Raw genomic sequence first — 18,988 nt, forward strand, 5'->3', positions numbered from 1 at the left:
TTTACTCCGGTTTCAGGGGGCGGTTGAGAAGGGCGGCCATGACATCATGGACGGTGATTTCGCCGCGCGACAGGGCCGCGACGGCATCGGCGATGGGGGTGTCCAGTTCAGGGTGGGCCGATAGCTCCTGCGCGGTGGCGACGCCTTCGACGGTCATCTCCGGGTCGGGCTGGATGCCGCGCCCCAGCGCCAGGCCATAGCGGTAATTGCGGGATTTGTCGGAGGTGCAGGTCAGCACCAGATCGCCAAAGCCCGACAGCCCCGACAGCGTGTCCTCGCGGGCCCCTTTTTGCGCCGCGACCCGGGCCATTTCGGCAAAGCCGCGCGCCATCAGGGCGGCGCGCGCGCTTTCGCCAAGCCCGGCACCGATCACCGCTCCGGCGGCAATGGCGATGACATTTTTCAGCGCCCCGCCCAGTTCCGCGCCCACCAGATCGGTGCTGCGATAGAGCCGCAGCATGGGGGTGGAAAGACGGTCCTGCAACGCGGCCCCGAGGGCATCATCGGCGCAGGCCAGGGTCAGCGCCGTGGGCAGGCCAGCGGCAATATCGGCGGCAAAGGACGGGCCGGTCAGCGCCCCGATGCTGGCCGCGGGCGCATAGGTCCGGATCAGCGCCGAGGGGGCCAGGCCGGTGGGTTTGTGGATGCCTTTGGCGCAGGACAGGATGGTGCCGCTGCGCGGCCCCATGAGGCCGAGGAAATCAGCCAGTTTCTGGGTCGGAATCGCCAGCAGCAGAATATCGGAGGTCAGATCGGACAGGGAACCCGTGACAAGCAGCCCGTCGGGAAAGGCGTGCCCGGGCAGGCGTTTGACGTTTTCACGCGCGGTTTGCATCTGGCTGGCCCCGGCCCGCGCCCAGAGGCGGACCTGCGCCCCGCCGCGCGCCAGGGCAATCGCCAGGGCGGTGCCGAAAGCGCCGGCACCGGCGATGTCGATCCGGTTCATGCCTTGGCTCCTTTCCTGCCCGATCCCAACATCGGTGGGCTGGTCTGATCCAGCGGCCAGCGCGGGCGCGCCATCAGCTCCATGCCATCATGGTGGCCGGCGCGATGCGCCTCCAGCCCGGCCCAGGCGATCATCGCGGCATTATCGGTGCACAGCGCCAAAGGCGGCGCGATGAAGGGCAGGCCGTGATCTGTGGCAACATCCTGCAGACCGGCGCGCAGGCTCTGGTTGGCGGCCACGCCCCCGGCCACGGCAAAGCCGGTAAGCCCCGCCTGCCCCGTTTGCCCGGCCAGCGCGCGGCGTGATTTTTCGACCAGCACATCGCGCATCGCGGCCTGAAACCCGGCGCAGATATCGGCGATGTCGCGCGCGTGCAGGCCGCCCTGTTCGGCGACCAGCGCGTCGCGCAGGCGCAGCACGGCGGTTTTGAGGCCGGAAAAGGACATGTCGCAACCGGGCCGGTCCAGCAGCGGGCGCGGCAGTTTGAACCGGGTGGCATTGCCCGCCAGCGCGGCGCGTTCGACCGCCGGGCCGCCGGGTTGCGCCAGCCCCAACAGGCGCGCGACCTTGTCAAACGCCTCACCGGGGGCATCGTCGATGGTGCCGCCCAGACGGGTGAAGGTTTGGGCGCTGTCGACGCGCAGAAACTGGCAATGGCCGCCCGAGACCAGCAGCATCAGATAGGGGAAGGCCTGCGCGTCGGTCAGGCGCGGGGTCAATGCGTGACCGGCCAGATGGTTGATTCCGATCAGCGGCTTGCCCAGCCCCATCGCCAGCCCCTTGGCGCACATCACGCCCGACAGAACCCCGCCGATCAGGCCGGGCCCGGCGGTGACCGCGATGGCGTCGATATCGGCCAGCGCAACCTCTGCCTGATCCAGCGCCGCCTCGACCATCAGATCGAGCTTTTCGACATGCGCCCGGGCGGCAATTTCAGGCACCACACCGCCGAATGCGGCATGCAGGTCGGTCTGGCTGCTGATCACCGAGGATAAGAGCCGGGTCTCATCGCCATCGGCCCGCAGGATCGCCGCCGCCGTGTCGTCGCAACTGCTTTCGATGCCAAGGATGGTGACGCGGTCGGACATGGGCGCTTTCATTGCAGTTCGGGTGCCCCGCAGGTAACACTCGGCCCGATGTCTGACAATGCCACGCCCCTGATCCTGCTGACCCGGCCCCGCGCGCAAGCCGCGCGATACGCGGCGCTGTGCCGGGCCGAATTCGGCGATAGGGCCGAGGTGATGGAGGCCCCGTTGCAGCAGATTGTCTGGACCGCGCCGCCGCCTGCGATGCCCGAGGATGTTGCGCTGATCTTCACCTCGCAAAACGGCGTGGTCGGGTTTTTGCGGGCCGGGGCCGGGGCCGCGCCGGGGCGCCGGGCATTCTGCGTCGGCGAGCGCACGGCTGAGGCGGCGCGGCAGGCCGGGATGGTGGCGATCTCGGCTGATGGCACGGTCGATGATCTGGCGGCGCTGATCCTGAAAGCGCGCCCCGCCGGGGCGCTGGTGCATCTGCACGGGGCCCATCAGCGCGATGATCTGGCGGGCCGGTTGGCGGCTGCCGGGCTGCGGGTGCGCGGCCATGTCGTCTATGACCAGCGCGCCTTGCCGCTGCTGCCGGAGGCGCGCGCGGCATTGGCCGGCCCGCGCCGCGTCATAGCGCCGCTTTTTTCGCCACGCAGCGCCAGATTGCTGGCCGAGGCCGCGCCCGCGCCCCGCAACACCACCCTGCCCTGCATCAGCAAAGCCACGGTTTTGGCCCTGCCCGAGGCGATGCGCGACCGCGCCACGATCAGCGACGCGCCGACCGGCGCTGCCATGCTGATTGCCATGGCGAGACAACTTTGCCCCTAGCCCTGCCCGGCCCGCCATGCCAGTTTGAGCGCTGACTCGGGGCTGCGGCTCATATGCCGCTGTGGCGCGCCCGAATATCGGGGACAAGGAGTTCAGGGGTGGCCGACAACACGACAAAGCCAGCAGGTGACGAAATTGCAACCGAGGAGACCGGCGCGACCCCCGAAGACGCCCGCTTGGACGATGCCGAGATTGCAGATGACGCCGAGATTGTGGACCCGGACCCCTCCGCCACCGCAGCGCCCGAGCCGCAAGCGGTTGCGGCGCGCCGTGGCCCCGGTTTGCTTGCGCTGCTGCTGGGCGGCGTGATTGCCGCCGGTCTGGGCTATGGCGCGGCCTATCTGGGCTATCTGCCGGGCCGGAGCGTCGATATCGAAACGCCGCTGGCAGGCATCTCTGAGCAGCTGGAAAACCAGACCGCTGCCCTGACCGAATTGACCGGGCGCACGGATGCCGTTGAGGCGCGGATTGCCGCCCTGCCCGGCGCCCCGGACCCTGTGGACCTGACGCCGCTTACGGCCCGGATCGATGCGCTTGACGCCCGGATCGCGGCCAATGAGCAAAGCCTGCAAGGGGTGACCGACCGCGTGGCCTATCTGGAGACCCTGCCTGCGGGCAGTGGCGAGGGGGGGGATAATTCCGCCGCCATCGCCGCCGCCGTGGCGCAATTGCAGGCCGCGTTGCAGGAGCAGACCGCCAGCCTTGCCGCGCAGCAGGAAGCGAATGCCGCGTTGAGCGCGCAGTTGCAAGAGATTGCCGCCGGTGCCGAAGCGCGCATTGCCGCTGCTGAAGCGCGCGCCCAGGCGCGGGTCGGCGCGGTCACGGCGCAGGCCGCCCTTGGCCAGTTGCAGATTGCCCTGGCCACCGGCGCGCCCTTTGCCGGGGCGCTGGGTGATGTCGCGGCAGGCGCAGGCATTGCGGTGCCCGAGGCGTTGCAGGCGAGCGCGCAAACCGGCGTGCCGACGCTGGCTGATCTGCAATCGGCTTTTCCCACCGCCGCCCGCGCCGCGCTGCCCGTTGCGATCCGCGAAACGGCCGGCGAAGGCACGATGAACCGGCTCACGGCGTTTTTGCAAAGCCAGGTCGGGGGCCGGTCGCTGGAACCGCAGGAAGGCGACAGCCCCGATGCCATCCTGTCGCGGGCCGAGGCCGCCCTGCAAAGCGGCGATGTGGCGGCCGCATTGGCCGAGATTGCCACCCTGCCCGGCCCGGCGCAGGAGGTTCTGGCACCCTGGGTGGAGGCGGCCTCGGCCCGGGTTGCCGCCAGTGACGCGATGGCCGAATTTGGTGCAGCGCTCGATGCCTTGAGCCAGGGGGGATAGGCCGATGATGCTCTGGTCGGTTCTGAAGATCATCATATTCGTGGTGCTGGTGGTGGCGCTGACCTTCGGGGTCACCTTCCTGATGGAAACCGACCAGATGGTGCTGCTGAGCGTGGCCGGGCGCGAATTTGCGCTGACCCCGCTTTCGGCCTCGATTGCGGCGCTGCTGCTGTTGCTGGCGGTCTATCTCGTGCTGCGCGTGGCGGCGCTGCTGGTGGCGGTCCTGCATTTTTTCAACGGCGATGAAACCGCGCTGTCGCGCTATTTCAACCGCCGCAGCGAACGCAAGGGATACCAGGCGCTGGCCGATAGCATGTTGGCGCTGGCCTCGGGCGAGGGGCGGCTGGCGATCCGCAAGGCCGAACGCGCCGAGGGCTATCTGCGCCGCCCGGAACTGACCAATCTGCTGGTCGCGCAGGCCGCCGAAATGGCCGGCGACACCGCCAGGGCGACCCAGACCTACAAGGCGCTGGTGAGCCAGGAGGCCACCCGGTTTGTCGGCATTCGCGGGCTGATGCGGCAAAAGCTGGAGGCCGGCGAGACCGAGACCGCGCTGAAACTGGCCGAAAAGGCGTTTCTTCTGCGCCCGCAGCATATCGAGGTGCAGGACACGCTGTTGCGCCTGCAGGCCGGGGCCGAGGATTGGTCAGGCGCGCGTGCCACGCTGGCGGCCAAGCTGAAATCGGGTGCCCTGCCGCGCGATGTGCATCGCCGCCGCGAGGCGGTTCTGGCGCTGGCCCATGCCCGCGATGCGCTGGCCGAGGGCCAGATCGACGCCGCGCGCCGCGATGCGGCCGATGCCAACCGGCTGTCGCCCGCGCTGGTGCCCGCCGCGGTGATGGCCGCGCGCATGGCGATCGAGGAAGGCAAGCCGCGTATCGCCACCAAGGTGATCCGCAAGGCCTGGGACAGTGCGCCGCACCCTGATCTGGCCGCCGCCTTTGCCGAGATCGTGCCCGATGAGACGCCGGCCGAGCGGCTGAAACGGTTCCGGGTGCTGTTTGCCAGACATCCCAATGATCCGGAGGTGAAGCTGCTGGAGGCCGAGCTGCATATCGCGGGTGAGGATTATGGTGCCGCGCGCCGCGCGCTTGGCGATCTGGCCGAAACCGCGCCGACCGCGCGCTCGCTGACCATCATGGCCGCGATCGAGCGCGGTGAAGGGGGCGGCGATCATCTGGTGCGGGCCTGGCTGGCCAAGGCCGTTACCGCATCGCGCGGGCCGCAATGGACCTGCGAGGCCTGTGGCCATATCCATGCCGATTGGCAGCCGGTCTGCGAAAACTGCGCGCGCTTTGACACGCTGGGCTGGAGCGAGGCCCCGCAAAGCGCCGCCGCCCTGGCCGCCACCGCGCCGATGCTGCCGCTGATCGTGGGCGCGCTGGAGGATCGCGGCACCGAGCCTGAGGCGGAAGAGACCGAGGCGGCCGAGCCTGCGCCCGAAACCGAGACCGGGGCCGGGACCGCGACCGGGGCTGCGACCGTCGAAGGGAACGCCGGGATTGTCGTGGAAGGCACCGCATCTGACAGGGTCGAGGCCAAGACCGACGATGATCGCCCGGTCGCATCAGCCGCGAATTAGGGCTACCAAAGCGCGGGCAGGCTTGCTAATAGCGCTTTCGGAAAAACCTGAATCACCTGACGCTGCCTGAAATCCAGGATTTCAACGCGCCCGGCGATGCACCCTGTCTGAGCTATTGCGAGACATGCTTGGATAGCGCGCCCGGGTGCCGATATGGCCCTGGTGGCAGGGCAACGCAGTCGCAAGCTGCGGGTCGATACGTGATTGACCTTCGACGCCAGTGAGTTAGAGAGGGCGCGCAGGAACCAGTGGGGCCATGTCAGGGCCGCGCAACATGAGAAGGATGCCGCTGTAGCTCAGCTGGTAGAGCACGTCATTCGTAATGATGGGGTCGTAGGTTCGAGTCCTATCAGCGGCACCATTCTTCTCAACCTTTCCGACAGAATTTCGCCTTGGAAACAACATGTTCGGCAAGCCCGCAAGGTGGCGGTTCTGCGCATCTCCGGGTCAGGCCATGCGCAGGATTGAACCCGAGCATGGTTCGGTGCTGGTTGATCGGGGTGCCGAAACTGATCGCCGATTTGCGCAGAACGGCGGCCCGCCTGGGGGCGCGCTGCCCTGTTTCTGCCCCATTTTGAACAAGATCCCTTGGCAGAATCCGGTCCAATTATGAACATCTCTTCCGAAAGACAGGGATTGGACCAGAAGTGAACGCTCAAATTCCCCTTACCGCCGCCGATCTCGACAAGAATGGCTATCTCTCGGCCCGTGACAATGGGCACCAGGACCTTCTGGTTTACGCGGCGCGCGAAAGCGGTCGCTCGGTGTTGAAGATCCAGCGCGAATTTGACCAGATTTCCAAATCCAGCAGCCGTCTCAACATGGTCGAATATGTCCGAAACGGGCTGTTCCGACCGGACGCGTTCAGCGATGCGGACCGCGCCGCCTATATCTCGAATGATCTGCATTGGGATTTCACCCATAAATGCAATGATCAGAGCTGGAGCGGTGCCGCCGAGGACAAGGCGCTGGCGACGATGCTGCTGACGGCCGGGGGCATTCCGGTGCCGCCGATCCTTGCGGTGATCGACCGGTCGCCGCGGATCTATCCGGGGATTTCCAGGATCAGCACCGCAGAGCAATTGCGCGATCTTGTTCTGGACAATCTTGATAGCGGTCTGTTCGGCAAGATCACCGGCGGCATGGTGAGCTTTGGGGTGTTTCGCATTGAAGCGGCGGATGGCACGCATATCACCTGCACCGGCCATGACCCGATGAGCTATGAGGCGTTCCTGTCCGATTTTGTCGGAGAGAACAGCTATGTGCTGCAAAGAACGCTGGTCAATCACCCCGATATCGGGCGTTACGCCCCGGCCCTGGCCACTGTGCGCATGATCAATCTGGTGCGCGATGATGGTGTCTTTTGCCCGCAGGCGATCATCAAGCTGCCGCAGGGGGCCAATATTGCCGATGCGTTCTGGCGCGAGGGCAATCTTGCCTGCGACATTGATGTGGAAACGGGCGAGATTCGCACCGTCGCCGAACGCAGTAAATATGAAGTGACATATCACCCTGACCACCCCGACCGGCCCGGCCTGATGGGTCTGAAACTGCCGCATTGGGACAGGCTGCTGGACATCAACGCGCGCGCCGCGCAGATCTTTGCGCCGATCCGCTATCAGTCGACCGATATTGCCATCACCGAAGATGGCCCGGTGATCGTGGAGCTGAATTACGGCGGCGGTTTCGATCTGCCGCAATATGCCAGCGGCCGTGGCATGTTGACGCCTGAAGTGCGGGCGTTTTTTGAATCGCATGGCTGTTCTTTTGAAGGCTCTCCCAAGCGGAAAAGGTCGATCTTCGGGCGGCGCTGAAATCTGGCCCATGCCTTGGGTGGGATAATCGGCCCGCATTGCGGTGGCCTTTTGCCGTAAAAAGACCCGAACCCGGCCGGCGAGCTGGGGGAAATCGGGCTGGCCTGGAAGGTTGTCGAAGACGAAGCGCTGACAGCGACGGCGACCGGGGCGGCAGGAAACCATCGGCTTCATCCCTCTCGGGGGTCGACGCCCCCCCCTGCCGGCAGCGGGGGGGCGGGCCTCTGGCCCGGTTCCATTGCGGCCATGACGCCGCGCAGCTCGGCCAGGCCGCGCAGGCGCCCGACCAGGGGATAGCCCGGCATCATCGGGCGGTCGAGATCGGCCAGCAGCGCATGGCCGTGATCGGGGCGCATCGGGATCTGCCAGTCGGGGCGCGCCTGCGCGCGGCGGCGCGCCTCCTCGGCCATCAAGGCGCCGATGGTGGCGACAAGATCGGTGTCGCCGTCGAGATGCTCGGATTCATCGAATGAGCATTGGCGGCCATCGCCCTGCCCGCCGCCCTGCCCGCCGCCCTGCCCATCGCGCCGGGTATTGCGCAGATGCGCGAAATGGATGCGCGGACCCAGAGCCTCAATAAATTCCACCGGGTCGAAATCGGCCGCCACGCCAAGCGAGCCGGTGCAGATCGTCACGCCATTGGCCGGGCTGTCGACCGCCGCCAGAACACGGGTGTAATCCGCCAGCGAGGACATCACGCGCGGCAGGCCCAGAAGCCGGAAAGGCGGATCATCGGGATGGCAGCACAGGCGGATGCCGAGGGCTTCGGCGGTGGGCACGATCTCGCTCAGGAAATCGATCAGATGGGCGCGCAGCCGATCCGTGCCGATGCCATCATATCGGGCCAGTTGGGCGCGCATATCCGCAAGCGTCCAGCGTTCACTGGACCCCGGCAGACCGGCCACGATATTGCGCAGCAGCGCCGCCTGCGCCTGATCCGACATCCCGGCAAACCGGATTCGGGCCTGATCCAGCAGCGGTTCGGAATAATCCTGCATCGCACCGTTGCGGGCCAGCAGGAAACAGTCGAACACCGTGAAATCGACCAGATCGAACCGCATCGCGGTGCCGCCATTGGGCTGGCGCAGGGCCAGATCGGTGCGGGTCCAGTCCAGCACCGGCATGAAATTGTAGCAGATGGTGTGAATGCCGCATTGGGCCAGATTGCGCAGGCTGTCGCGATAGGCATCGAGATGGGCCCGGAAATCTCCGGTCCGGGTCTTGATCGCCTCGGATACCGGCAGGCTTTCGACCACATCCCAGGTCAGCCCGCTTTGGCCGTGATCCGATATCTGGCGCTGCCGGGTCTCGATCTCGGTGACCGGCCACGCCGCACCGGTGGGGATGTGATGCAGCGCGGAAACGATGCCCTGCGCCCCGGTCTGAACGATCTCGGGGATCGTGATTTCATCGGCCGGTCCGAACCATCGCCATGTCTGTTTCATCAAACCCCCTCCGCGCCGGGATCAATCCGCCCGCAAGCTGCGCCCGCTTTCGGTATCAAAGAGGTGCAATTGTTGATTCACCGGCCCGATATCAATCGTTTCCGCCATGCTCACGGCGGTCTGTCCGGGGCTGTGCAGCGTGATCGACGTGCCGTCCGACAGGCTGCCATAGATGTAGGATTCGCCGCCCAGCTGTTCGACGCTGCGCACCTGCATCCTGAGCGCCCCGCCCGCCACCGGTTGCAAATCAACCGGTCGCACGCCAAGCGTGATCGCCTGGCCCGGGCCGTAGCCGAACCCGGTCTGTGGCAGCGCCATGGTTTCGCCGGTCGCCAGCGCCAGCGTCTGGCCATCACCCGAGACCTGCCCGGCAATGAAGTTCATCTTTGGCGAGCCGATAAACCCCGCGACGAACAGGTTTTCGGGCCGGTTATAGAGATCCAGCGGCACGCCGAATTGTTCAAGCTCACCCATCCGCAGCACCGCGATCTTGTCGGCCAGGGTCATCGCTTCGACCTGATCATGGGTGACATAGATCATCGTGTTGCCAAGGCGTCGGTGCAGGGCGGCAATCTCGCCGCGCATATCAACCCGCAATTCGGCATCGAGATTCGACAGCGGTTCATCGAACAGGAACACCTTTGGTTCGCGCACCACGGCCCGGCCGATGGCGACCCGCTGGCGCTGACCGCCCGACAGATCCTTGGGCCGTCGATCCAGCAGCATGTCGATTTGCAACATGCCCGCGACGGCGGCCAGCTTGGCCTCGATCTCGGGTTTGGGCGTGTTGATGTTTTCCAACCCGAAGCTCAGGTTCTGGCGCACCGTCATATGCGGATAAAGCGCGTAGGACTGGAACACCATCGCCAGGCCGCGATCGGCGGCGGGGATGGTATTGACGATATCGCCGCCGATCACCACATCGCCGCCGGAAATATCCTCCAGCCCCGAGATCATCCGCAAAAGCGTGGATTTCCCGCAGCCCGAAGGGCCGACGAACACGCAGAACTCACCATGTGCGACATGCAGGTCGATGCCCTTGATGACATCTGCCACGCCATAGGATTTGCGCACGTCTCTCAGCTCGACACTGGCCATGTCAGACCTTTCATTTTCGTGGCCGCCGGGTCATTTTCCGCCCGTCGAGGCGATACCGGTGGTAATGTATTTTTGCAGGAACATGAACACCAGCGCGATCGGCAACAGGGTCAGGACTGTCATGGCCAGAAGGCTGCTCCATTCGGTCCGCATTTCCCCCTGAAAGGAATTCAGCGCCAGTTGCAGGGTAAAGTTCTCGGTCTCGCTGAGGACGATCAGCGGCCACAGGAAATCATTCCAGCGCCACATCACCGCAAGGATCGCCAGCACCGCAATGGCGGGGGCCGACAGTGGCAGGATGATGCGCCAGTAGATCTTCCATTCGCTGGCCTTGTCCATCCGCGCGGCATCCAGGATCTCATCCGGGATCGTGACCATATATTGCCGCAGCAAAAACACCCCCGTGGGCGTGGCGGCGCCGGGTATGATCACGCCCCACAGGCTGTTGAGCATGCCCAGTTCACGGGTGATCAGAAACAGCGGCACCAGAACCACGGTCTGCGGAATCATCAACGTGCCGATCACCAGCATCAGCACCAGCGTGCGGCCTTTGAACTTGTATTTCGACAGGGCAAAGGCGGCCATCGAATTGACCAGCAGCATGATCGCCGTGGCCACCACCGTGATGAAGGTGGAATTCCACAGGAAGCGCAGGAAGTTGAACCGTTCGAACAGGCCGGTGTAGTTTTCGGTGGCCAATGAGAACCGTTCGACCGGCTGCCAATTGCCAACATCGACGCGCAGGCGTTGATCGGGGTTTTCGGGGTCCACCATCTGCGCCACCAGCCCGACCCTGCGGATCAGTGCCAGGGTCTGGCCCTCATACTCGCCGCCGGTCATGGCAAACAGCGCCAGCGGTTCCTCATAGCCCGGCACCTCGACCATATCCTGCGCATAGGGCAGGAACCGGGGCGGAAAGCGTTGCAGGTCGGCCTCGGTCTTGAAGCTGGACAGAACCAGCCAGACCACCGGGCCAAACATCAGCAGCACGCCCAGAAACAGGTAGCCGTAAGTGACCCAATCGGTCCAGTCCATCCGGCCGCCGCCGCGGGTGCGGGTGATGAATTGCCATACCCTAGCCATCGATTTTTCTCCGGTTGGCCCAAAGCTGCAAGCCGGTCAGAACCACCAGAACCAGTGCCAGAATAATCGAGGCGGCAGCGGCCAGGCCAAAGAGGCGCGGGGCCCCGGCGAAACCGGTCTGATAGATATACTGGATGATGAAGGTGGTCGCCGATCCCGGCCCGCCGCCGGTAAAGGCAAAAACCTCATCAAAGGTCTGCACGCTTTTGATCAGCGCCAGCACCAGCACCACCAGCATGGTCGGGGCCAGCAGCGGCATGGTGATGCGCCGGAAAGTGCGCCAGGGGCGGGCGCGGTCCATCAACGCCGCCTCATAGACATCGCGCGGGATGGCCTGAAGCCCGGCCAGCAGGATCAGCGTGTAGAACCCCATATGCGCCCAGACCGACAAAAACACCGTCCAGCCAAAGGCCCATTGCCTGTCCAGCAGCCAGTTGAAGCTTTCGAACCCCATCGCTTCGAGACCGGCATTCAGCACGCCGTTGCGTTGCAGGATCCATTTCCAGATCAGCGCAACAACCACCGGCGACAGCAGCACGGGAAAGAAGAACACGCTGCGGAAAAATCCGCGGGCGCGGATGTCGCGGTTCAGGATCAGCGCGGTTATCAGGGCAAAGCCAATCATGATGCCGACCTGCAAGGTCACGAACCAGGCCGTGTTCCAGACCGCGCGCCAAAAGAAATCCCTGGTGCAGCTATTGGGTTCGAAATAATTCTCGCATTCGGCCAGGGTGGCGAAATTTGCCGCCCCGACATAGGGCCTTGCATCCAGCATGACCTGATCGCCACCGGTCAGCGCGTAGAAGAAATTGAGAATGATCGGAAGGAAGGCAAAAATCCCGAACAAGATAAGATTGGGGGCCAGAAACAGCCAGGCCAGCCGGGAAATGCCCAACCGGCGCTGCGCGAAGGTGAACGGGATCTCGACGATCCGCATGAGGGGCACAAGTATGGCATACATCTGGCCGGGGCCTTCCGCTTGGAGGGTGGCACGGCCCCCCTGGATCAGGGGGCCGCGCCGGTTTTGTTCGCGTTACTGGGTTTCGGCCAGCACTTCGGCCAGATCGCTCCGGGCGCGTTCCATGGCCTCGGCCACGGTCAGTTCGCCGACGATCGCCTGGGTCACACGCTGCACGGTGATGCCGAACATGGCCCGGTTGTTGCGATAGCCCTGATACTCGAACGCCACCGGCGAGATCGTGGCGACCTGCGCTCCCCAGGCGTTCAGGGCTGCCGCTGCCGCGTCAGATGCGCCCTGATACTCGACGCCCGATGCCGCAACGGCGGTATGGGCCGGGATGTTGCGGGTGCGCGCGGTCAGCTCGGCGTAGTTTTCCTCCTGCGCCAGATAGTCGATCAGGGCGGCCACGATTTCCGGGTTTTCGGTATTCGCAAACCCGACCACGCCGGCCCCGCCGGGCATGCCGGTGCAGCCGCCATCGCCGCAGGGCGAGCCCACCACCCGCCAGTCGAAGAAATCGCCGATCTGGTCGTCAAAGCGCCCGGTCTGCCAACTGCCGGAATAGTAATAGACCAGTTCGCCATTGATGAACTCCTGCGCCGCATCGCGGTAGGTGGTGCCGCCCTGCCCGGCCCAGACATCGCGCGCCATGGTGCCGTCTTCGTGCCAATCCACGAATTGCTGCACAAAGGCGGTAAAGCCTTCATCGACAAGGAATGGCACGCCATCTTCGTCAAACAGCCGCGCGCCATAGGAGATTGCCGGGCCGGCAATGCGGTGGCCGGAGCGGTCCATCGCCATCGGGAAGGTGGTGCCGGTGGCCTCTGCCACGGCCCGCGACGCCGCCGCCCATTCGGTCCAGGTCGCATCGGCACCCGGCACCTCCACGCCGGCCTGCTCGAACAGGGTCGCGTTGATGAAGCCGCCGGTGATGGTCAACTGGCTGTGCATGCCATAGATGCCGTCATCATCATCGCCGCCGCGATACCAGTCCAGCGTGCCGCCAAAGCTGGTTTCCCAATAGTCGCGATCGACATAGGGGGCCAGATCGAGATAGAACTGGTTCAGGCCGCCCAGATCGGTGACCTTGGCAAGGTCAGGCCCGGTTCCGGCTGCCAGTTGCACCGGCAGGCTTTCCAGAATGGCCTGATAGGGAACCACATCCATCACCACATCGACACCGGGGTTTTCGGCCTCGAATCTGGTAAAGATGTCGTCCATCACTTCGCATTCATTGCCGTCGGATGAGCACATGAAGCGAATTTCCTGTGCCGAGGCCATTCCCGCCCCGATCACAAGCGCGGCAAAGGCTGTTGTCGCCAGAATGTTGTTTTTCATCGTCTTTCCTCCCGTTGGTCGTGGTTTGGTTCTTCGGTCGTCAGGGCCGGTCAGGTAACCAGCCGTCATGAAATTCGTCGGATTTCGCCAAGGGCAGCGTGACCCTGGTGCCCTGGCGGGCGGATTTGTAGATTGCACTGACCAGAGCGATCGAGGCGCGCCCGTCGGCTAGCGTGACTTCGCGCCCGCCCTTGCCGCCAAGCGCATCGGCAACCGCCGCAAGATAGCCCGCAAAGCCGCAGGGAATGCGCGTTTCCACCGCCGCCAGCACCGTGTCGATCTGGTCTTGGGTCACCGGGGCGCGGGCGGTGAAGGTCCAGGCGTCCTCTGCCGGGGTATAGGGCGCGCTGCCGCTTTCGGCGGTGACGCCTTCGAAACACATTCGGATGCGGCTGCTGTCATTGCCAGCGCCAAGCGTCACCGAACTGGTGACCAGGGCACCTGATTGCATGCGCATTGTGATGGCGGCGCAATCCTCGGTTTCGATCCGGTTGACGCGGGTGTCGGTCAGGGCAAAGACCTCGACCGCCGGGCCCAGGAAATGGCACAGCAGATCATGCGCATGGATGGCGTGGCCCAGAACGGCGCCGCCGGCCTCCCCGGCCCAGGTGCCGCGCCAGGCGATGTCGTAATAGCCGGGGCCACGGTTCCAATGCGTTTCCGCGCTGGCGGCATAGGCTTTGCCGGTCAACCCGGCCGCGATCAGCGCTTCAAGCTGCGCCGTGGCCGGGCCATAGCGATACTGGAAGATCGGAAAGACCCGTTTGCCCGCCGCCTGTGCCGAAGCCTCCAGCGCGTCAATTTCGGCCAGCGACCGGACCAGGGGTTTTTCGCAAACCACATGTTTGCCCGCCTCCAGCGCCCGCAGCGCAACCGGGTAATGCAGATGCGGCGGCAGGCAGATGTCGATCAGGTCAATCGCCGGATCGGCCAGAACGCTTGCCAGATCATCGGTCACCGCGATTGTGCCATCGGTGCCGATGGCCGCCCTGGCGCGGTCAGGAACGAGGTCGCAGAATGTGGTGACGGCAAAGCGATCCGGCAGCGCCCGGTAGCCCGTCAGATGCTGCGCGCCGATGCCCGCGCCGATGATGGCCACGGTGATCATCGGCCCCGCCCCTCGGCCATGGCCTGCGCTTTCAATGCCAGTTCGCAGACCTTGAACGCATGGTCCTGCGGCATTGCGGTCTCGGTCCGGTCCCGAATATCGGCCGCCAGCCGCGCGAAATAGGGCAGGCCCGCGCCGGAGGCGTCGATTTTCTCGCAACGGTCATTATTGACCAGGATCAGGTGATCGGTGCCCTGCGCGCCGCCGATATCGACATATTTGCGCAGTTCGAGATAGCCCCTGGTGCCCAGGATCGTCAGCCGCCCGTCGCCCCATGTCGGCAGCGCATCGGGCGTATACCAATCGAGGCGGATATAGCCGCGCCCGGTTGCGCTGCGCAGCGCGATCTCTCCGAAATCATCCAGGCCGGGATCGTCGGGATTGGCGAAATTTCCGATGCTCGCCAGGGTGATCTCGGCGTCATCGGAGCCGGTGAAGTAGAGAAACTGGTCGATCTGGTGGCTGCCGATATCGGTCAGGATGCCGCCATAGGCGTCGCGGTCGAAGAACCAGTCGGGACGGCTGGCACGGTTCAGCCGGTGCGGCCCCATTCCCAATGTCTGGACAACCTTGCCAATGGCCCCCTCGGCCACCAGTTCGGCGGCCCGGGTGACGGCGGGCACTTCGAAACGTTCAGAAAAATCAATCGACCAGATGCGCCCGGTGCGCGCCACGCAGGCGCGGATGTCAGCCAGTTGCGCCAGCGTGGTGCAGCCGGGTTTATCGCTCATCACATCTTTGCCCGCCTGCATCGCGCGGATGGCCCAATGCGCCCGGTCGCGCGGGATGCAGGAGATCAGAACAAGGTCGATCTCGGGATCCTCGAACAGGGTTTCAGGGGTCGCGGCGCGGGGCACATCGGGGAAGCGTTTGACGAAGCCGTCCAGCGGTTCGGGGGTGCCATCGGTCCACCAGCCGGTGAATTCGGCCCCGATATCCATCATATTGGCCGCCATGCCAAAGATATGGCGGTGATCAATGCCGATACCGGCGAATTTCAGTGGGCGGGTCATGGCTGCACCTCTTGTGGCGCGCCGCTGCGGGCGGAAAGGATCATGGCGTCGATCAGGCTTTGCGCGGCAATCGCGTCGGCCCCGGTGGCGGCGGGCGCGCGGCCTTGCGACAGGGCGGCGGCGAAATCCTCCAGCACGGCCTGATGCCAGGCATGGGTAAAGCCCATCGGGTCGGCCCCGCCGCCGGTTGCGGCCTCGGCCCCGAAGGTTTCCACGCGGCCATCGCGCCAGGTGACCCGCAGCTGGCCCGAGGCGAGATGCAGGCTGGCATTGTCGAAATGCAGAATGATGGATTCCGCGGCGCCGGGGAAACTGGCGGTGCTGGCTACCAGCGACCCGGCCGCGCCGGATGCGAATTCCAGCCCGGCGACGACAAAATCCTCGGCCTCCATCTGGTGAAACCGCGTTGTGGTGGCCATTGCGCGGACCCGCGCCACCGGCCCGGCAAGGCTGAGTGCCAGATCAATGGTGTGGATCGCCTGCGAGATCAGAACCCCGCCGCCGTCGCGCGCGAAACTGCCGCGCCCGGGTTCATCATAATAGCTTTGATCGCGCCACCAGGGCACCGCAATCTCCACCAGACCAAGCGCGCCAAGACTGCCGCCAGCCACCAGCGCCGCCGCCTTTTGCGAGGCCGCGCGCATGCGATGCTGAAACACGACGCCAAGCGTCACGCCGGCGTTTTCGCACATCGCCACCACGGCGCGCGCCTCGTCCGCCGAGCGCCCGAGCGGCTTTTCCAGCAGGATGTGTTTGCCGGCCCGGACCAGCGGCGCAATGATATCCAGACGGGCATCGGGCGGCGTGACGATAATGGCAAAGTCAATTTCCGCGTCGCGCGCGACCGCCGCCAGATCGGGGTAGAGCATGACCGTTGCGCCGGTCAGGGCGGTGGCCTCATCCGCCAGCACCCGCGCCCGCGCGCCGCCACGTGCGGAAATGCCCTTCAGCCGCACCGCCCGGGTATCGGCACAGGCGGCAACATGGGTCCGGGCAACCATGCCCGCCCCGATCAAGGCTGCTGTTTTCTGGTGCCCGCTGCCCATCGGCCCTGGCGCTCCCCCTGTTTCGCGCTGCCAGTGATCCACACCGGTATACCGGTTGTCAAGCAAATCGTATACCGGTATGCTGGTTGGCACAGACAGTTATTTTCCGGGGGCCGTGGAGTGAACCGCAAGACAGCAGCAATTGACGTGTCCGCCATGCCAGTGCCGCCGCTGGATCTTTCCCGCCCGGCCGGTGAGCAGATTTTCCAGGCCGTCAAGGCGGCGATCCTCGATACCACGCTGGTGCCCGGGCGGATGATCTCGGAAAATGAGGTGGGGCTGCTGTTCGGGGCCAGCCGCACCCCGGTGCGCGAGGCCTTTACCCGGCTGCGCGAGGAGGGGCTTATCCTGACCCGGCCAAGCCGCGGCACTTATGTCTCGAAGATCTCGGAGCAACAGGTGCGCGGGGCGCAGTTTCTGCGCGAGGCGCTGGAGGTTGCCGTGGTCGAACGGCTCTGCGCCGAGGGGCTGCCCGATTCTGCCGCGCAGGCGATCGGGGCCTGCCTTGACCATCAGGCCGAGGCTTTGGGGCGCGGCGACAAGCTGGCCTTTCAGATTCAGGATGACCGGTTTCACGAGATGCTGGCCCATGCCACCGGCTATGACCGCGCCGCCACATTGCTGGCCCGCGAAAAGGCGGTGCTGGACCGGCTGCGCGTGCTGAGCCTGAACGATGCCGATCACATGACCAGGCTGCTGGACGATCATCGCAGGATATTTGACGCCATCGCCGCAGGCTATAGTGGTCAGGCGATCGACCGGATGCGCCGCCATCTGCGCCATATCCTGGATACGCTGTCCAGCCTGATTGACGCCAACCAGGATTTTTTCGAGGCCTGAGGCCCGGGCCAGAAAGAAGACCATGCCGCTTGCGATCCGCCCCACCCTGCCGGGACTGGCACAAAGCCTTTATGACCGCGTGGCAGGCCTGCCCATTGTCTCGCCGCATGGCCATTGTGATCCGCAATGGTGGGCCGTTGATGCGGGCTTTGCCGACCCTGCCGCGTTGCTGATCACACCTGATCATTACGTGTTTCGGATGCTTTATTCGCAAGGCGTGGCGCTGGAGGATCTGGGCCTTGGCCAGGGCGACCGCGATCCGCGCGCCATATTCCGGCTGTTTGCGCGCCACTGGCACCGGTTCGTCGGCACGCCCAGCCGCCTGTGGCTGGAACATACGCTTTATGACACGCTCAGTGTTGATGTCGCCTTGACCCCCGGCAGCGCCGATGCCGTCTATGACCAGATCGCCGCGAAACTGGCCCTGCCGGAGTTCCGCCCGCGCGCCCTGTTCGACCGGTTCGGGATCGAGACGCTGGCCACCACCGATACCGCCACCGATCCTCTGACGGCCCATCGCGCCATTGCGGCCAGCGGCTGGACCGGCCGGATCATCCCCACATTCCGCCCCGATGACGTGCTGAACCCGGCCCGCAATGGCCAGATGGACGCGCTTGGGGCGTTGGGCCGGATGACCGGGCAGGATACCGGCAGCTATGGCGGGCTGCTGGCGGCGCTGCGCCGCCGCCGGGGTGATTTTCGCGCCCAGGGCGGCACCGCGACCGATCATGATGTCCCCGAGCTGATGACCTGCTGGCTGGACCGGGCCGCGATCACCCGGCTGCATGATGCGCGGATGGCAGGCAGGCTCAGCGCCGATGAGGCGCGGCAATATTACGGGCATATGCTGATTGAGATGGCGCGGATGTCGGTAGAGGATGGCATGGTCATGCAGATCCATGCCGGCAGCCGCCGCAACACCAATGCGCCGCTTTTTCGCCGGTTCGGCCCCGATATCGGGGCCGATATCGCGACCCGCACCGATTGGGTGGGCGGGCTGGCGGCGCTGCTTGATCAGGTTGGCAATGATCCCGGCCTGCGCATCATCCTCTTTACCCTGGATGAGACCGGCTATGCCCGCGAACTGGCCCCGATGGCGGGCCACTGGCCCTGTCTGCGGATCGGCCCGCCCTGGTGGTTTCACGACAGCCTGAACGGTATCCGGCGCTATTTCGATCAGGTGGTGGAAACGGCGGGCTATCACAATCTGGCGGGGTTCAACGATGATACCCGTGCCTTTCTGTCGATCCCCGCGCGCCATGATCTGTGGCGGCGCGGGGTTTGCCTGCATCTGGGCGATCAGGTGGCGCGCGGCGTTTTGGCGCGCGTTGACGCCGAACGGCTGGCCCCGTTTCTGGCCCGCGATCTGGCGGCAGAGACCTATCGCCTGTCCGGGGGGGCGTGAGGATGCCGCGTATCGTGCATCTGGGGTTGGGCAATTTCCACCGCGCGCATCAGGCCTGGTATTGCGCGCGCGCCAATGCGCTGGATCCGGACGCGCCGCAATGGGCCATCACCGGCGTGGCGATGCGATCGACC

Annotated in this window: 17 protein-coding genes and 1 tRNA gene; 8 read left to right on the forward strand and 10 right to left on the reverse strand. The window is 65.3% G+C overall.

Annotation, left to right across the window (positions count from 1 at the left end; all coding sequences use genetic code 11):
• Position 1: 1 nt before the first annotated feature.
• Entirely contained in the window at positions 2–946 is a 945-nt protein-coding gene (locus ACW8PS_RS04340) for an NAD(P)H-dependent glycerol-3-phosphate dehydrogenase (protein ID WP_491526061.1), read from the reverse strand.
• Positions 943–2,034 (reverse strand): tRNA (adenosine(37)-N6)-threonylcarbamoyltransferase complex transferase subunit TsaD, encoded by a 1,092-nt coding sequence (gene tsaD / locus ACW8PS_RS04345; RefSeq protein ID WP_491526062.1) that lies wholly within the window; start codon positions 2,032–2,034, stop codon positions 943–945. The genes ACW8PS_RS04340 and tsaD overlap by 4 nt, the downstream gene beginning before the upstream one ends.
• Before the next feature lie 48 nt (positions 2,035–2,082).
• Here tsaD and ACW8PS_RS04350 point away from each other — a divergent pair, with 48 nt between their 5' ends.
• From ACW8PS_RS04350 to ACW8PS_RS04370, 5 genes are all read left to right on the forward strand, one after another.
• A complete protein-coding gene (locus tag ACW8PS_RS04350) occupies positions 2,083–2,799 on the forward strand; it encodes a uroporphyrinogen-III synthase (RefSeq protein WP_491526063.1) in 717 nt (238 codons plus the stop codon).
• Between the two features lie 98 nt (positions 2,800–2,897).
• Positions 2,898–4,121: a COG4223 family protein gene (locus tag ACW8PS_RS04355; RefSeq protein WP_491526064.1), complete on the forward strand. Its 1,224-nt coding sequence runs from the start codon at positions 2,898–2,900 to the stop codon at positions 4,119–4,121.
• Between the two features lie 7 nt (positions 4,122–4,128).
• Positions 4,129–5,703, forward strand: a complete 1,575-nt coding sequence (locus ACW8PS_RS04360) for a heme biosynthesis protein HemY (protein ID WP_491526080.1) — start codon at positions 4,129–4,131, stop codon at positions 5,701–5,703.
• A 285-nt stretch (positions 5,704–5,988) separates the two neighbouring features.
• Positions 5,989–6,064: transfer RNA gene (locus ACW8PS_RS04365), tRNA-Thr, on the forward strand.
• A gap of 286 nt (positions 6,065–6,350) precedes the next feature.
• Positions 6,351–7,517 (forward strand): sugar-transfer associated ATP-grasp domain-containing protein, encoded by a 1,167-nt coding sequence (locus tag ACW8PS_RS04370; protein WP_491526065.1) that lies wholly within the window; start codon positions 6,351–6,353, stop codon positions 7,515–7,517.
• Positions 7,518–7,687: 170 nt separating this feature from the next.
• On the opposite strand, the gene uxuA is transcribed toward ACW8PS_RS04370, so the two are convergent.
• From uxuA to ACW8PS_RS04410, 8 genes are all read right to left on the reverse strand, one after another.
• Positions 7,688–8,962 carry a mannonate dehydratase gene (uxuA, locus tag ACW8PS_RS04375; protein WP_491526066.1) on the reverse strand — a complete coding sequence of 425 codons (1,275 nt, stop codon included), beginning with the start codon at positions 8,960–8,962 and terminating at the stop codon, positions 7,688–7,690.
• Between the two features lie 21 nt (positions 8,963–8,983).
• A complete protein-coding gene (locus tag ACW8PS_RS04380) occupies positions 8,984–10,060 on the reverse strand; it encodes an ABC transporter ATP-binding protein (RefSeq protein WP_491526067.1) in 1,077 nt (358 codons plus the stop codon).
• Positions 10,061–10,090: 30 nt separating this feature from the next.
• Positions 10,091–11,143 carry a carbohydrate ABC transporter permease gene (locus ACW8PS_RS04385; protein ID WP_491526068.1) on the reverse strand — a complete coding sequence of 351 codons (1,053 nt, stop codon included), beginning with the start codon at positions 11,141–11,143 and terminating at the stop codon, positions 10,091–10,093.
• Positions 11,136–12,104, reverse strand: coding sequence for a carbohydrate ABC transporter permease (locus tag ACW8PS_RS04390; RefSeq protein WP_491526070.1), 969 nt, complete (start codon positions 12,102–12,104; stop codon positions 11,136–11,138). The genes ACW8PS_RS04385 and ACW8PS_RS04390 overlap by 8 nt, the downstream gene beginning before the upstream one ends.
• 72 nt (positions 12,105–12,176) lie before the next feature.
• Positions 12,177–13,442 (reverse strand): ABC transporter substrate-binding protein, encoded by a 1,266-nt coding sequence (locus ACW8PS_RS04395; RefSeq protein WP_491526071.1) that lies wholly within the window; start codon positions 13,440–13,442, stop codon positions 12,177–12,179.
• Positions 13,443–13,482: 40 nt separating this feature from the next.
• Positions 13,483–14,550 carry a Gfo/Idh/MocA family protein gene (locus ACW8PS_RS04400; protein WP_491526072.1) on the reverse strand — a complete coding sequence of 356 codons (1,068 nt, stop codon included), beginning with the start codon at positions 14,548–14,550 and terminating at the stop codon, positions 13,483–13,485.
• Complete coding sequence (locus ACW8PS_RS04405; protein ID WP_491526073.1) at positions 14,547–15,563, reverse strand: Gfo/Idh/MocA family protein; 1,017 nt, start codon at positions 15,561–15,563, stop codon at positions 14,547–14,549. The genes ACW8PS_RS04400 and ACW8PS_RS04405 overlap by 4 nt, the downstream gene beginning before the upstream one ends.
• Positions 15,560–16,609: a Gfo/Idh/MocA family protein gene (locus tag ACW8PS_RS04410; RefSeq protein ID WP_491526075.1), complete on the reverse strand. Its 1,050-nt coding sequence runs from the start codon at positions 16,607–16,609 to the stop codon at positions 15,560–15,562. Before ACW8PS_RS04410 ends, ACW8PS_RS04405 begins: the two co-directional genes overlap by 4 nt.
• A gap of 120 nt (positions 16,610–16,729) precedes the next feature.
• On the opposite strand from ACW8PS_RS04410, the gene ACW8PS_RS04415 reads away from it, so the two are divergent.
• From ACW8PS_RS04415 to ACW8PS_RS04425, 3 genes are all read left to right on the forward strand, one after another.
• Complete coding sequence (locus ACW8PS_RS04415) at positions 16,730–17,449, forward strand: GntR family transcriptional regulator (RefSeq protein ID WP_491526076.1); 720 nt, start codon at positions 16,730–16,732, stop codon at positions 17,447–17,449.
• Between the two features lie 22 nt (positions 17,450–17,471).
• Complete coding sequence (gene uxaC, locus ACW8PS_RS04420; protein WP_491526077.1) at positions 17,472–18,854, forward strand: glucuronate isomerase; 1,383 nt, start codon at positions 17,472–17,474, stop codon at positions 18,852–18,854.
• A gap of 2 nt (positions 18,855–18,856) precedes the next feature.
• On the forward strand, positions 18,857–18,988 hold a 132-nt coding region (locus ACW8PS_RS04425), incomplete at its 3' end, for a mannitol dehydrogenase family protein (RefSeq protein ID WP_491526081.1).

It is taken from the genome of Alterinioella sp., assembly GCF_058343375.1.

Coding starts and splice junctions, on each gene's coding strand:
- ACW8PS_RS04405 (WP_491526073.1), bottom strand. CDS start 15,563: ATGACCCGCCCACTGAAATTCGCCGGTATCGGCATTGATCACCGCCAT.
- ACW8PS_RS04385 (WP_491526068.1), bottom strand. CDS start 11,143: ATGGCTAGGGTATGGCAATTCATCACCCGCACCCGCGGCGGCGGCCGG.
- uxuA (WP_491526066.1), bottom strand. CDS start 8,962: ATGAAACAGACATGGCGATGGTTCGGACCGGCCGATGAAATCACGATC.
- ACW8PS_RS04390 (WP_491526070.1), bottom strand. CDS start 12,104: ATGTATGCCATACTTGTGCCCCTCATGCGGATCGTCGAGATCCCGTTC.
- ACW8PS_RS04350 (WP_491526063.1), top strand. CDS start 2,083: ATGTCTGACAATGCCACGCCCCTGATCCTGCTGACCCGGCCCCGCGCG.
- ACW8PS_RS04380 (WP_491526067.1), bottom strand. CDS start 10,060: ATGGCCAGTGTCGAGCTGAGAGACGTGCGCAAATCCTATGGCGTGGCA.
- ACW8PS_RS04340 (WP_491526061.1), bottom strand. CDS start 946: ATGAACCGGATCGACATCGCCGGTGCCGGCGCTTTCGGCACCGCCCTG.
- ACW8PS_RS04395 (WP_491526071.1), bottom strand. CDS start 13,442: ATGAAAAACAACATTCTGGCGACAACAGCCTTTGCCGCGCTTGTGATC.
- uxaC (WP_491526077.1), top strand. CDS start 17,472: ATGCCGCTTGCGATCCGCCCCACCCTGCCGGGACTGGCACAAAGCCTT.
- ACW8PS_RS04410 (WP_491526075.1), bottom strand. CDS start 16,609: ATGGGCAGCGGGCACCAGAAAACAGCAGCCTTGATCGGGGCGGGCATG.
- ACW8PS_RS04360 (WP_491526080.1), top strand. CDS start 4,129: ATGCTCTGGTCGGTTCTGAAGATCATCATATTCGTGGTGCTGGTGGTG.
- tsaD (WP_491526062.1), bottom strand. CDS start 2,034: ATGTCCGACCGCGTCACCATCCTTGGCATCGAAAGCAGTTGCGACGAC.
- ACW8PS_RS04400 (WP_491526072.1), bottom strand. CDS start 14,550: ATGATCACCGTGGCCATCATCGGCGCGGGCATCGGCGCGCAGCATCTG.